The organism is Crossiella sp. NPDC003009 (assembly GCF_053591555.1).
Genome location: NZ_JBSFUA010000008.1, coordinates 1 through 12,227 on the forward strand (window position 1 = coordinate 1; position 12,227 = coordinate 12,227).

The window sequence follows — 12,227 nt, forward strand, 5'->3', positions numbered from 1 at the left end:
CCGAAGGCGATGGGGCTGGCGATCGAGCACGGGGCGGGCTGGTCGACCACGGGCACCGGCGGGGAGACCTTGGACGAGTGGTGGCGGAACCTGCGCCGTGGTGCTCACCCACACCGCGGAACCGCTGGCCCGCCGCCTGTCCGACAGCCGCAACGCCGAGGTCATCGCCGAGGCGCTGGGCACCGTGGTCGGCGGCCGCTGGCGGGTCACCTGCGTGCACGGCGACGCCGCGCCGCCGCCCGCGCCCAGTGGCGGCAACGGCGGGTCCCGGCCCGCGCCCGCCCGGCAGCTGACCAGGCCCAGCCAGGGCAACCGGCCGGTGGCCGAGCCCGCGCCCGCCCCGGCGTCCGCACCGCCGCCCGAGCCGGACATCCCGCTGCCGCCGGAGCCGGACGAGCCGGAGGACACCGAGGCGATGATCGCCGAGTCCACCGCGCTGGACGAGTCCGTGGTGATCCGCAACAACCACGAGGAAAGCACCATCGCGCTCATCACCCAGCACCTCGGCGCCCGGCGGATCGAGAAGAGTTAGCCCAGGTACCGCAGCAGCCCGTCCGCGATCGCGGTCGCGTACTTCTGCCTGCCCTCGGTGCTGGCGGCCAGTGCCGCCTCGGTGGCATCGCGCATGTTCGCGCACTCGACCATGATCGCCGGGCGGGTGGACAGGTTCAGGCCCGCGATGTCGTCGCGGCCGTTGAGGCCGGACTGGCCGACGTAGTTGGACAGCGGGATGCCGCCGTCCCGCATGGCGTCCCGGACCGAGGCGGCCAGCTTGGCCGACGGCGCGCCCTGGGCCGGGTTCAGCGGCGGGCTGGAGTAGATGATGTGGAAGCCGTGGTGCCCGGCGGTGGTCGAGCCGTCGGAGTGGATGGAGACCACCGCGTCCGCGTTCGCCCGGTTGCCGATCTCGGCCCGCTCGTTCACGCACGGGCCGACGCCGGTGTCGTTGGGCCTGGTCAGCTCGACCCGCACACCCTTGGCGGTGAGCGCGGCCCTGATCCGGTTGGCCACGTCCCAGGTGAAGGCGTGCTCGGTGTAGCCGGAGTTGGTCTGGGTGCCGGTGGTGTTGCAGGGCTTGCCCTTGCCGCGGCCGGCGGGCACCGGCTTGTTGATCACGGCCGGGTTCTTGCTGTTGCCGCCGTTGTGGCCGGGGTCGATCACCACCACCTTGCCCTTGGCCGGTGGTGGCGGCGACGGCGAGGTGCTGGGCAGCAGGGGTGAGCTGCTCGGCGGGGTGGCGGAGGCCGAGGTCTCCGGTGGTGGTGTGGTGGCTTCCGTGCTCGTGGCCGGGGTGGCGCTGGAGGAGGCGGCTGGTTCGCCGTTGCCGCAGGCGACCAGGGCGGTGACCGCCAGCGCGAGGGCCAGTGGGGTCATCAGGGGGGCACGGTGCACACCCCAACGGTGCCAGAAGCCGCGCGGCTACCCTGGTCACCACGCCAGAACGGCACGGGCGACGGCCCGTGCAGCGAGAGGAGCCCCCGTGCTACCCGGCCAGCCGAACATGCAGCAGATCATGGAGCAGGCGCAGCGCATGCAGGAGCAGCTCATGACTGCCCAGCAGGAGCTCGCCGAGGCCGAGGTGACCGGCACCGCCGGGGGCGGCCTGGTGACGGCGACCGTCGCGGGCACCGGCGAGCTGAAGTCGCTCGACATCGACCCGAAGGTGGTCGACCCCGAGGACACCGAGACGCTGGCGGACCTGGTGGTGGCCGCGGTGCGCGACGCCAACCGCGCGGTGGCCGAGCTGACCGCGGAGAAGATGGGGCCGCTGGCCGGTGGCCTCGGTGGCGGACTCGACCTGGGCGGCCTCGGCCTGCCCGGCGGCATGTAGCCGGAACAGGACGGCTGTGTACGAGGGACCAGTACAGGACCTGATCGACGAGCTCGGGCGGCTGCCCGGGGTCGGGCCGAAGAGCGCCCAGCGGATCGCCTTCCACCTGCTCGCCACCGAACCCGCGGACATCTCGCGGTTGCAGGAGGTGCTGCAGAAGGTCAAGGAGGGCGTGCAGTTCTGCGAGATCTGCGGCAACGTCTCCGCGGAGACCACCTGCCGGATCTGCAAGGACGCGCGCCGGGACGCCAGCCTGGTGTGCGTGGTGGAGGAGCCCAAGGACGTGCTCGCGGTGGAGCGCACCCGCGAGTTCAAGGGCCGCTACCACGTGCTCGGCGGCGCGCTGGACCCGTTGTCCGGCATCGGACCGGACCAGCTGCGCATCCGCGAGCTGCTCCGCCGGATCGGCGGCGACTCCGGCGGGGTGCAGGTCGCCGAGGTGATCATCGCGACCGACCCGAACACCGAGGGCGAGGCCACCGCCACCTACCTGGTGCGGATGCTGCGCGACTTCCCCGGCCTCACCGTGACCCGGCTCGCCTCCGGGTTGCCGATGGGCGGTGACCTGGAGTTCGCCGACGAGCTGACCCTGGGCCGCGCCCTCTCCGGCCGCCGCGCGATGTAGTGGACCGGGCCGTCGAGCTGCTGCTGGCCGCCCCGCCGAGGCTCGGCGGGGTCCGGCTGGCCGCGATCGACGGCCCGTCCGGTTCCGGCAAGTCCACCTGGGCGGACGCCCTGGTCGCCGAGCTGCGCGCGCGGGGCCAAAACACCGGGCTGGTCCGCTCGGACGAGTTCGCCACCTGGGACGATCCGGTGTCCTGGTGGCCGAGGCTGGTCGCGGGCGTGCTGGACCCGCTGCGCCGGGGCGAACCCGGCCGCTACCGGCGCACTGCCTGGACCGATGGCCTGCCGCACCCCGGCGACTGGGCGGAGCTGCCGGTGCCGGAGATCTTGGTGCTGGAGGGCGTGTCCACCGGCCGCCGCTCGGTCTCGCCACTGCTGTCCCTGCTCTGCTGGGTGGAGCTGGCCGATCCCGGTCGCAGGCTGGCACGCGCGGCGACCAGGGATGGCGACAGCTGTCGCAACGCGCTGCGCCACTGGCAGCGCTTCGAACAGGGGTGGTTCGCGGTGGACGACACGCGCGGGCGGGCGGATGTGCGGTGGAACACCGAAGGTGACCGCAAGATCGGGTGAAACCCTTGTAAAACTCCGAAGAATTCACCCGACCTGATGACGCCTGACGTGGCCGTATCGTGACCTTCGCATCGTCGGTAGGGCCACATGGACGGGTTAGTGTCGGCGACCACACCATGTGACATCGGACCCATGAGGTGCGCGAGATGCCCAAGATTGACATGACACGGGGGTCGACGCTGCGCAAGCTGACCATTGTCGGCGTCGCCAGTATGACCGCCCTGTCCCTGGCTGCGTGCGCGCAGTCGCAGCGAGACCAGGGCAACCAGGGGGGCAAGACTGGCGGGACACTGACTTTCGGCGCCGAGGGCAAGCCGAGGCACTTTGACCCGTTCTACGCCACCGACGGTGCCACGTTCCGCATTTCCCGCCAGATCTTCGAGGGTCTGGTGGGCTTCAAGCCGGGCACCGCGGAGGCCGGCCCTGAGCTGGCCACCAAGTGGGAGTCCAGCCCGGACGGCAAGTCCTGGACCTTCACCCTCAAGCAGGGCGTGAAGTTCCACGACGGCAGCGACTTCAACGCCGAGGCGGCCTGCTTCAACTTCAACCGCTGGTACAACCAGAAGGGCGCCGGGCAGAGCGCCTCGGTCTCCGAGTACTGGGTGGACAACTTCGGCGGCTTCGCCGACGGCGCCAAGCCCTCGCTGTTCAAGTCCTGCACCGTCAAGGACGCCTCGAACGTCGTGGTCGAGCTGACCGGCCCGTCCTCGAAGTTCCCCGACGTGCTCGGGCTGCCGTCCTTCTCCATGCAGAGCCCGACCGCGATGCAGAAGTACAACGCGGACAACGTGGTCGCGCAGGGCGACAGCTTCGCCTTCCCCGAGTACGCGCTGAAGCAGCCGACCGGCACCGGCCCGTTCAAGTTCGTCAACTACGACACGACGAACAACCTGGTCGAGCTGGGCCGCTTCGACGGCTACCACGGTGACAAGGCCAAGCTGGACAAGCTCAACTTCAAGATCATCCCGGACGAGACCGCGCGCAAGCAGGCGCTGCAGACCGGGGACATCGACGGCTACGACTACCCGGCCCCGGCCGACTGGGCGAAGCTGAAGAGCGACGGCTTCCAGGTCGTGCCCCGGGACGCGTTCAACCTGATGTACCTGGGCATCACGCAGAAGAACAACTCCAAGCTGCAGGACCTCCGGGTGCGCCAGGCGATCGCGATGGCGATCAACCGGGAGCAGCTGGTCAAGTCGCAGCTGCCGGAGAGCGCCACGGTCGCCACCCAGTTCATGCCCAAGATCGTGCAGGGCTACAACCCGAACGTGAAGCCGATCGAGTTCAACCAGGCCAAGGCCAAGCAGCTGCTGGCCGAGGCCGGGGCGAGCAACCTCGAGGTCAACTTCTGGTGGCCGAGCGAGGTCACCCGGCCGTACATGCCGAACCCGCAGGACATCTTCGGCGCGATCGCGGCTGACCTGCGCAACGTCGGCATCAAGCTGAACGTGGTGACCAAGCCGTGGAACGGTGGTTACCTCAGCGAGATCGACCAGGCCAAGGCGGACCTGTTCCTGCTCGGCTGGACCGGTGACCAGAGCGCGGCGGCGAACTGGATCGGCACCTTCTTCGGCAACGCGGAGAACCGCTTCTGGACCAAGGGCTCCCCGTGGGGCGAGGACCTGGCCAAGCGGCTGGACGCGGCGGACGTGACCGCGGACAAGGCGCAGCGGGAGAAGCTCTACCAGGAGCTGAACCGGCAGATCGTGGAGGAGTACCTCCCGGCCGTGCCGCTGTCGCACTCCCCGCCCGCGTTCGTGCTGAAGAAGGACGTCAAGAACCTGACGCCCAGCCCGCTGACCGCCGAGGAGTTCAGCCCGGTTACCAAGGGCTGACCTGCTTCTCCCACCACGAAACAGGATCTGACAGGTGCTCCGCTACACCGTGCGGCGGCTCCTCCAGCTCATCCTCGTCGTCGGTGTGCTCTCGCTGCTGCTCTTCGCCTGGCTACGCGCGCTGCCAGGAGGGCCGGTCTCGGCCCTCCTGGGGGAGCGTGGCACCGAGGAGTCGCGGCGGGAGCTCACCGCGCTGTTGGGGCTGGACCAGCCGATCTACGTGCAGTACTTCAAGTTCCTCGGTCGCGCCCTCTCGGGTGACTTCGGCATCTCGCTCGGCGTCCAGCCGGGCACCTCTGCCTTCGACCTCTTCCTGGAACGCTTCCCGGCCACGCTGGAGCTGAGCTTCTTCGCGATCATCCTCGCGATCGCGGCCGGTATCCCGCTCGGTTACCTGGCCGCCCGTCAGCGCGGCCGCTGGTTCGACAACGTCGGCGTGATCGGCTCGCTGATCGGTGTGGCCGTGCCGGTCTTCTTCCTCGCGTTCGTGCTCAAGCACCTGTTCGCGGTGGAGCTGGGCTGGCTGCCCTCGGCCGGGCGGCAGGACGACATCGACGCCACCAGGATCACCGGCTTCTACGTGCTCGACGGGATAATCACCGGCGAGTGGGACGCGGTGTTCAACTCCCTCGAACACCTCATCCTGCCCTCGATCGCGCTGGCCACCATCCCGTTCGCGGTGATCTTCCGGATCACCAGGGCCGCGGTGCTGGACGTGCTGGACGAGGACTACGTGCGCACCGCCCAGTCCAAGGGCCTGACCGCGCAGACGGTGCGCCGCAGGCACGTGCTGCGCAACGCGCTGCTGCCGGTGGTCACCACGATCGGCCTGCAGACCGGCGCGCTGCTGGCGGGGGCGGTGCTGACCGAGAAGGTCTTCGCCTTCCCCGGCCTCGGCGAGGCGCTGGCGCTGGGCTTCGAGCGCAGGGACTACCCGGTGCTCCAGGTGCTGATCATCGTGGCCGCCATGGTCTACGTGTTCGTCAACCTGCTCGTCGACCTGTCCTACGCGCTGATCGACCCGCGCGTGCGGACCCGCTGAGAGGAGGGGACATGCCAAGCAAGACCAAGATCGACGATCTGGCTTCCTCCACCGCGGAGACGCAGGTGGACACCGGGGTCAGCCTGGCGGCCAGCGCGTGGCGGCGGCTGCGCCGCAACCCGGTCTTCCTGACCGGCGCGGGGATCATCCTGCTGTTCGTGCTGGTCGCGATCCTGTCCCCGCTGCTGGCCCCGCACGATCCGGCCGACCGGATGCTGGCCGACCAGGTCATCAAGGCGCGCAACGAGATCCCGCCGTCCCAGCCTGGGCACCCGCTGGGCGGCGACCTGCAGGGCCGGGACTTCTTCTCCCGCCTGCTCATCGGCTCCCAGCAGACCCTGCTGGTCGGCGTGCTGGCCACGATGATCGGCCTGGCCGGCGGCCTGATCCTGGGCACGCTGGCCGGCGCGCTCGGCGGCTGGGTGGACTCGGTGGTCATGCGCGCGGTGGACGTCATGCTGTCCATCCCCAGCCTGCTGCTGGCGGTGTCCATCGGCATGCTGTTCGCCCAGGCCAACCAGTTCACCGTGATCCTCGCGGTGGCGATCGTGCAGATACCCATCTTCGCGCGGTTGCTGAGAGGGTCGATGCTGGCGCAGCGGCACAGCGACCACGTGCTGGCCGCGCGGGCGCTGGGTGTGAAACCGGCCGCGATCGTGTTCCGGCACATGCTGCCCAACTCGCTCGGCCCGGTGATCGTGCAGTCCACGCTGGTGCTCGCGGTGGCGATCATCGACGCGGCCGCGCTGTCCTTCCTCGGCCTCGGCAACCCGGATGACAACATCCCGGAGTGGGGCCAGATGCTCGGCGGCTCGCAGACCGTGCTGGACAGCCACCCGTCCCTGGCCTTCTGGCCCGCCAGCTGCATCATCGTGGTGGCACTGGGCTTCACGCTGATGGGCGAGTCGCTGCGCGATGCCCTCGACCCGAAGAACAGGCGGTGAATCCCCATGGCGCTGCTTGAGGTTCGTGACCTCAGCGTGGTCTTCCAGCGGCACGGCGAGGAGCCCTTCGCCGCGGTCGACGGGGTCAGCTTCGACGTCGCGCCCGGCCAGACGGTCGGGCTGGTCGGCGAGTCCGGCTGCGGCAAGTCGGTCACCTCGCTGGCCATCATGGGTCTGCTGCCCAAGCGCGGGGCCAAGGTCAGCGGATCGGTGAAGTTCGAGGACACCGAGCTGCTCTCGCTGTCGGACCGGCAGATGCGGGACCGGCGCGGCCGGGACCTGGGCATGGTGTTCCAGGACCCGCTGTCCTCGCTGAACCCGGTGATCCCGATCGGCATCCAGGTCACCGAGGTGCTGGAGCGGCACCGCGGCATGGCGCGCAAGGAGGCCATGGGCGAGGCCAAGGACCTGCTGGACAAGGTCGGCATCCCGGACCCGACCCGGCGGCTCACTGAGTACCCGCACCAGCTCTCCGGCGGCATGCGGCAGCGCGCGCTGATCGCGATGGCGCTGGCCTGCCGTCCCCGGCTGCTGATCGCCGACGAGCCGACCACCGCGCTGGACGTGACCATCCAGGCCCAGATCCTGGCGCTGCTGAAGGAACTGGTGCAGGACACCGAGACCGCGCTGATCATGATCACGCACGACCTCGGCGTGGTGGCCGGGCTGTGCGACGAGGTCAACGTGCTCTACGGCGGCCGGGTGGTCGAGCGCGGGCGGCGGCACGAGCTCTTCGCCACGCCCAAGCACCCGTACACGCACGGGCTGCTGGCCTCGATCCCGCGGCTGGACGCCCCGCGCGGGGAGAAGCTGGTGCCGATCCGAGGGTCGGTGGCCGACAACATCCCGTGGACGCACGCGTGCGCCTTCGCGCCGCGCTGCCCGAACGCGCTGGACACCTGTGTCGAGGTGACCCCGGCGATGGAGCTCGAGGCGGGCCGGTTGCTGCGCTGCCACAACCCGGTCCAGCAGGAGGTACCGGCATGACCGCCCCGGCCGAGACGACCACCGGAGTGTCCACTGTGGACGATGCTCTGGTCACGGTCGAGGGACTGAAGGTGCACTTCCCGATCAAGCGCGGGGTGGTGCTGGACCGCACGGTGGGCTACGTCTACGCGGTGGACGGCGTCGACCTCTCGGTGCGCCGCGGCGAGACCTACGGCCTGGTCGGCGAGTCCGGCTGCGGCAAGTCCACCTTCGGGCGGGCGCTGCTCAAGCTCACCCCGCCCACCGCGGGCAAGGTGGTCTTCGACGGCGTTGACCTGTCCTCGCTCAAGGGCGAGCCGCTGCGGCACATGCGCCGCCGGATGCAGATGATCTTCCAGGACCCGCTGTCCTCGCTGGACCCCCGGCAGTCGGTGGAGTCGATCCTGGTGGAGGGCCTGCGCGCGCACAACCTGGACAAGGGCAAGGCGCAGACCAGCAAGCGACTGCGCGACCTGCTCACCTCGGTCGGACTGCCCAGCACCTCGCTGCGCAAGTACCCGCACGAGTTCTCCGGCGGCCAGCGGCAGCGCATCGGCATCGCCCGCGCGCTGACCGTGGAACCGGACCTCATCGTGGCCGACGAGCCGGTGTCCGCGCTGGACGTCTCGGTGCAGGCCCAGGTGGTCAACCTGCTGGAGGACCTGCAGGAGCAGCTCGGGCTCACCTACCTGGTGATCGCGCACGATCTGGCCGTGGTCCGGCACATCTCCGACCGGGTGGGCGTGATGTACCTGGGCGGACTGGTCGAGGAGGCCGGTTCGGACACCCTCTACGCCGACCCGCAGCACCCGTACACCAGGGCGTTGCTGTCCGCGGTGCCGGTGCCGGACCCGCTGCTGGAGGACCGCCGCGAGCGGATCCTGCTGGCCGGCGACCTGCCTTCGCCCGCCAACCCGCCCACCGGCTGCCGGTTTCACACCCGGTGCCCGTGGCGGCAGGCGACCCGCTGCGACACCGAGCGGCCGGTGCTCCGGGAGGTCGCGCCGGGTCACCGGGTGGCCTGCCACTACGCGGAGGACATCAAGGCCGGGCGGATCCGGCCGCACGAGGTCGAGGCGGAGCTGGTGCAGGCCGACGACGGCATCTCGCCGGACATCAGCCTGACCGGTCCGGCGTCGGTCACTGAGGTGCTCGGGCCGTAGCTCTGTCACCCTGTTCCCGTGCGATATCGGGCGCAGCGTGAGGCGATCGTGGCCACGTGCCGGCGACTGGTCGAACAGCGACTGGTCGTCGGCACGGCGGGCAATGTCAGCCTCCGGGTCGATGACCTTCTCCTGGTCACCCCCAGCGGGGTCGACTACGACCAGCTCACCGCCGAGCAGGTCGGCCTGCACCGGCTGGACGGCAGAGCGGTGGAGGCGCCGCTGGCCCCGACCAGCGAGCTCCCCATGCACCAGGCGATCTACGCCGCGGGCACCGCCAGGGCGATCGTGCACACCCACTCGGTGGCCGCGACCGCGCTGAGCTGCGTGGTCGAGGAGATCCCGCCGGTGCACTACTACCTCGGCATATTCGGCGGCGCGGTGCGGGTCGCGCCGTACGCGCCCTACGGCAGCCCCGCGCTGGCCGAGGCCACGGTGGCCGCGCTCCAGGGCTCCTCGGCCTGCCTGCTGGGCAACCACGGCGCGGTGACCGTGGCAGGCACCCTGGCGCACGCCTTCCGCCGGGCCGCCTACCTGGAGTGGCTGGCCGAGGTGGCGCTGCGGGTGCTCTCCAGCGGGGTCACGCCGCGGCTGCTCTTCGCCGAGGAGCTGGCCGAGGTGACGCCGCGGATCCAGGAGTACGGGCAGCACCTGGGCGAGGAGATCTGAGTCTTTCGGGCCAGGCTGAAAAGCGTGTCCGGCGAGCGGGAGCCGCTCCCACACTCCGGACATGACCAAATCCCTGCGCACCACCCTGGTCACCCTGCTCGTGACCGCCGCGACCTTGGGGTCCGGCCTGCCCGCACAGGCCGAACCCGGTAACCATGCGATGGGCTCGCAGATCGCCAAGCACGAGGGCCGCTCGTCCCGGCCCGCGACCTTCGACGCCGCGGCCACGGTGCCCGGCATGGACGTCAGCAGCTGGCAGGGCAACGTCGACTGGGCCAGGGCCTGGGCGAACGGGGCCCGGTTCGCCTACGTCAAGGCCACCGAGAGCACCACCTACCGCAACCCGTACTTCACCCAGCAGTACAACGGCTCCTACAACGTGGGCATGATCCGTGGCGCCTACCACTTCGCCGCGCCCAACACGACCAGCGGCGCGGCCCAGGCGCACTACTTCGTGGACAACGGTGGCGGCTGGTCGGCGGACGGCAGGACGCTGCCGGGCGTGCTGGACATCGAGTACAACCCCGATGGCGACACCTGTTACGGCGTCGGGCAGCGCGCGATGGTCACCTGGATCAGCGACTTCGTGCACACCTACCGGGCCAGGACCGGGCGCTGGCCGGTGATCTACACGGCCACCAGCTGGTGGAACCAGTGCACCGGCAACCTCACCGACTACAGCCAGGTCAGCCCGCTGTTCATCGCCAACTACGGCGGCTCGCCGGGACCGTTGCCGCAGCGCTGGCAGTACCACACGATCTGGCAGCACGCCGACTCCGGCGTGTTCCCTGGCGATCAGAACCTGTTCAACGGGACCTACGACCGCCTGCAGGTGCTGGCCACCAACCGGGACTAGGCGACCAGGGCTTCCAGCGCCTCGCGTTCGAGCCGTTCGGCCTCGTCCGCGCGGCGCTGGGCCCGCCGGACCAGCAGCGCCACCATCAGGCTGAGCACCGCGGCCATCGCGATGGACAGCAGCAGGCCGAGCACCGGGTCGGAGGTCAGGCGGCCGCCGGTGTAGCCCAGCAGCGAGGCGTAGGTGGCCCACAGCGCGGAGCCGATCACCGCGGCCACGGTGAACCGGCGCGGGCCCATCCGGCAGGTGCCGGCCAGCATCGCGCCCGCGATGCCGCCGCCCGGCACGAACCTGGCCGCGACCAGCACCGGTTCGCCGTGCTGCTCCAGCCGGGCCCGCACCCAGCGGACCGAGGCAGGCGTGCCGCCCTTGCGCCGCTCGAAGCGGTGCAGCGCGGGCGGGCCGAACTTGTAGCCCACCCGGTAGTTGATCAGGTCGGAGATCAGGCAGCCGACCGCGGTCACCACGATCACCACCGGCAGGGAGAGCTGCCCGGACGCGGCGAGCAGTCCGGAGCTGATCACGAACGCCTCGGTGGGCGCCAGCGGAACGACCGCGACCACGAAGGTCGCCAGCAGCAGCAGCTCAGGCACAGCGGTGAAGTTCACATCTCGCCCAACGTAGGGAACACGGTCGTGGATCCGGTCTGGCTCGGTCCTTCAGTGACTCTTCAGCTGCTCAACCCAGGTCACGACGGGCCCGGCGCAGCAGCCGCAGCACTGAGCGTTCGATGGTGTCGCGTGTTTCCGGCATGGTCAAATCGGTGCTGCTGATCCGCAGCACGGTCGGCCGGACGGTGAGACCGTGGTCATAGGCGTCGATCACGTGCGGGTCGATGTAGGAGCGGCGGCAGACCGCGGGGGTGTTGCCGATCTCCTCGGCCACCTCCTGGACCATCCCGGCCACCGCCCGCTTGCGCCCGGTCTTGCTCGCCGGGCGTTCCTCGGCGGCCAGCGCGGTGGCCGCCAGCACGGTGGCGTTCCAGGTGCGCAGGTCCTTGGCGGAGAAGCCGTTCCCGACCAGCTCGCGGAGGAACTCGTTGACCTCCTCGGCGCGCACGTTCCGCCAGCCCTGCCCGTTGCGGTAGGCGAAGAGCTCCGGGTTGTCCTCCGCCCGCCGCAGCAGCCCGCGAACCACGGAAAACGCCTGGTCATCGGCCACCGCGAGCTCCCGCTGCTGGCCGCTCTTGGCCAGGTAGCAGACGTGGATCCGGCCCTTGCGCAGCGCCACGTGCTCGCGCCGCAGGGTGGCCAGTCCGTAGCTGCCGTTCTCCTTGGCGTAGCTGTGCCCGCCGACCCGGAACGCGCCCAGCTCCAGCAGCCGCAGCGCCGCCGCCAGCACCCGTTCCCTGCCCAGTCCCGGCTGCTCGATGTACTCCGCGATCCGGGCCCGCGCCTTGGGCAGCCGGGCGGCCAGCCGGAGCACCCGGTCGAACTTCTCCGCGTCCCGCCGGGCGGTCCAGGCCGGGTGGTAGAGGTACTGCCGCCGCCCGGCCTCGTCCACCCCGACGGCCTGGATGTGGCCGTTGGGGTGTGGGCAGATCCACACCTCCCGCCAGGCGGGCGGGATCACCAGTTCCTTGATCCGGGTGAGTGTCCCGGGGTCCACCGGTTCGCCATGCGCGTCCAGGTAGCGGAACCCCCGGCCGTGCCTGGCCCTGGTGAGTCCCGCTGCCCCTGGATCGCTGCGCCGGAGCCTGGTCACCCGGAGCGGATACCCACTCCGCT

At 70.5% G+C, this 12,227-nt stretch carries 14 protein-coding genes; 11 read left to right on the forward strand and 3 right to left on the reverse strand.

Annotated elements, in window-relative coordinates; all coding sequences use genetic code 11:
- Window positions 1–100: 100 nt before the first annotated feature.
- On the forward strand, window positions 101–532 hold the full coding sequence (locus tag ACWDY5_RS11075) for a hypothetical protein (protein ID WP_449722082.1): 432 nt from the start codon (window positions 101–103) through the stop codon (window positions 530–532).
- On the opposite strand, the gene ACWDY5_RS11080 is transcribed toward ACWDY5_RS11075, so the two are convergent.
- A complete protein-coding gene (locus ACWDY5_RS11080) occupies window positions 529–1,374 on the reverse strand; it encodes an N-acetylmuramoyl-L-alanine amidase (protein WP_449722290.1) in 846 nt (281 codons plus the stop codon). The genes ACWDY5_RS11075 and ACWDY5_RS11080 overlap by 4 nt on opposite strands.
- Before the next feature lie 127 nt (window positions 1,375–1,501).
- On the opposite strand from ACWDY5_RS11080, the gene ACWDY5_RS11085 reads away from it, so the two are divergent.
- The 10 genes from ACWDY5_RS11085 (at window position 1,502) to ACWDY5_RS11130 (ending at window position 10,500) form a co-directional block, all read left to right on the forward strand.
- Window positions 1,502–1,831, forward strand: a complete 330-nt coding sequence (locus ACWDY5_RS11085; RefSeq protein WP_283666050.1) for a YbaB/EbfC family nucleoid-associated protein — start codon at window positions 1,502–1,504, stop codon at window positions 1,829–1,831.
- Window positions 1,832–1,847: 16 nt separating this feature from the next.
- Window positions 1,848–2,456 (forward strand): recombination mediator RecR, encoded by a 609-nt coding sequence (gene recR / locus ACWDY5_RS11090; protein WP_449722083.1) that lies wholly within the window; start codon window positions 1,848–1,850, stop codon window positions 2,454–2,456.
- Entirely contained in the window at window positions 2,456–3,025 is a 570-nt protein-coding gene (locus ACWDY5_RS11095; RefSeq protein WP_449722084.1) for a uridine kinase family protein, read from the forward strand. The genes recR and ACWDY5_RS11095 overlap by 1 nt, the downstream gene beginning before the upstream one ends.
- Before the next feature lie 146 nt (window positions 3,026–3,171).
- Window positions 3,172–4,860 carry an ABC transporter substrate-binding protein gene (locus ACWDY5_RS11100; protein WP_449722085.1) on the forward strand — a complete coding sequence of 563 codons (1,689 nt, stop codon included), beginning with the start codon at window positions 3,172–3,174 and terminating at the stop codon, window positions 4,858–4,860.
- Between the two features lie 34 nt (window positions 4,861–4,894).
- Complete coding sequence (locus ACWDY5_RS11105) at window positions 4,895–5,902, forward strand: ABC transporter permease (RefSeq protein ID WP_449722086.1); 1,008 nt, start codon at window positions 4,895–4,897, stop codon at window positions 5,900–5,902.
- 11 nt (window positions 5,903–5,913) lie between these two features.
- Window positions 5,914–6,846, forward strand: a complete 933-nt coding sequence (locus tag ACWDY5_RS11110) for an ABC transporter permease (protein WP_449722087.1) — start codon at window positions 5,914–5,916, stop codon at window positions 6,844–6,846.
- 6 nt (window positions 6,847–6,852) lie between these two features.
- Window positions 6,853–7,833, forward strand: coding sequence for an ABC transporter ATP-binding protein (locus ACWDY5_RS11115; protein WP_252486073.1), 981 nt, complete (start codon window positions 6,853–6,855; stop codon window positions 7,831–7,833).
- Window positions 7,830–8,975, forward strand: a complete 1,146-nt coding sequence (locus ACWDY5_RS11120; protein ID WP_252486074.1) for an ABC transporter ATP-binding protein — start codon at window positions 7,830–7,832, stop codon at window positions 8,973–8,975. Before ACWDY5_RS11115 ends, ACWDY5_RS11120 begins: the two co-directional genes overlap by 4 nt.
- A gap of 18 nt (window positions 8,976–8,993) precedes the next feature.
- Window positions 8,994–9,644 (forward strand): class II aldolase/adducin family protein, encoded by a 651-nt coding sequence (locus ACWDY5_RS11125; protein ID WP_449722088.1) that lies wholly within the window; start codon window positions 8,994–8,996, stop codon window positions 9,642–9,644.
- 61 nt (window positions 9,645–9,705) lie between these two features.
- On the forward strand, window positions 9,706–10,500 hold the full coding sequence (locus ACWDY5_RS11130; RefSeq protein ID WP_449722089.1) for a lysozyme: 795 nt from the start codon (window positions 9,706–9,708) through the stop codon (window positions 10,498–10,500).
- Here ACWDY5_RS11130 and ACWDY5_RS11135 read toward each other — a convergent pair.
- Both ACWDY5_RS11135 and ACWDY5_RS11140 read right to left on the reverse strand, forming a co-directional pair.
- The gene (locus ACWDY5_RS11135) at window positions 10,497–11,093 is read right to left on the reverse strand and encodes a DedA family protein (RefSeq protein WP_449722090.1); all 597 of its coding nucleotides are present in this window, start codon (window positions 11,091–11,093) and stop codon (window positions 10,497–10,499) included. The two genes, ACWDY5_RS11130 and ACWDY5_RS11135, sit on opposite strands and share 4 nt — an antisense overlap.
- 85 nt (window positions 11,094–11,178) lie before the next feature.
- Window positions 11,179–12,204 carry a DNA topoisomerase IB gene (locus ACWDY5_RS11140; protein ID WP_449722091.1) on the reverse strand — a complete coding sequence of 342 codons (1,026 nt, stop codon included), beginning with the start codon at window positions 12,202–12,204 and terminating at the stop codon, window positions 11,179–11,181.
- Window positions 12,205–12,227: the final 23 nt, after the last annotated feature.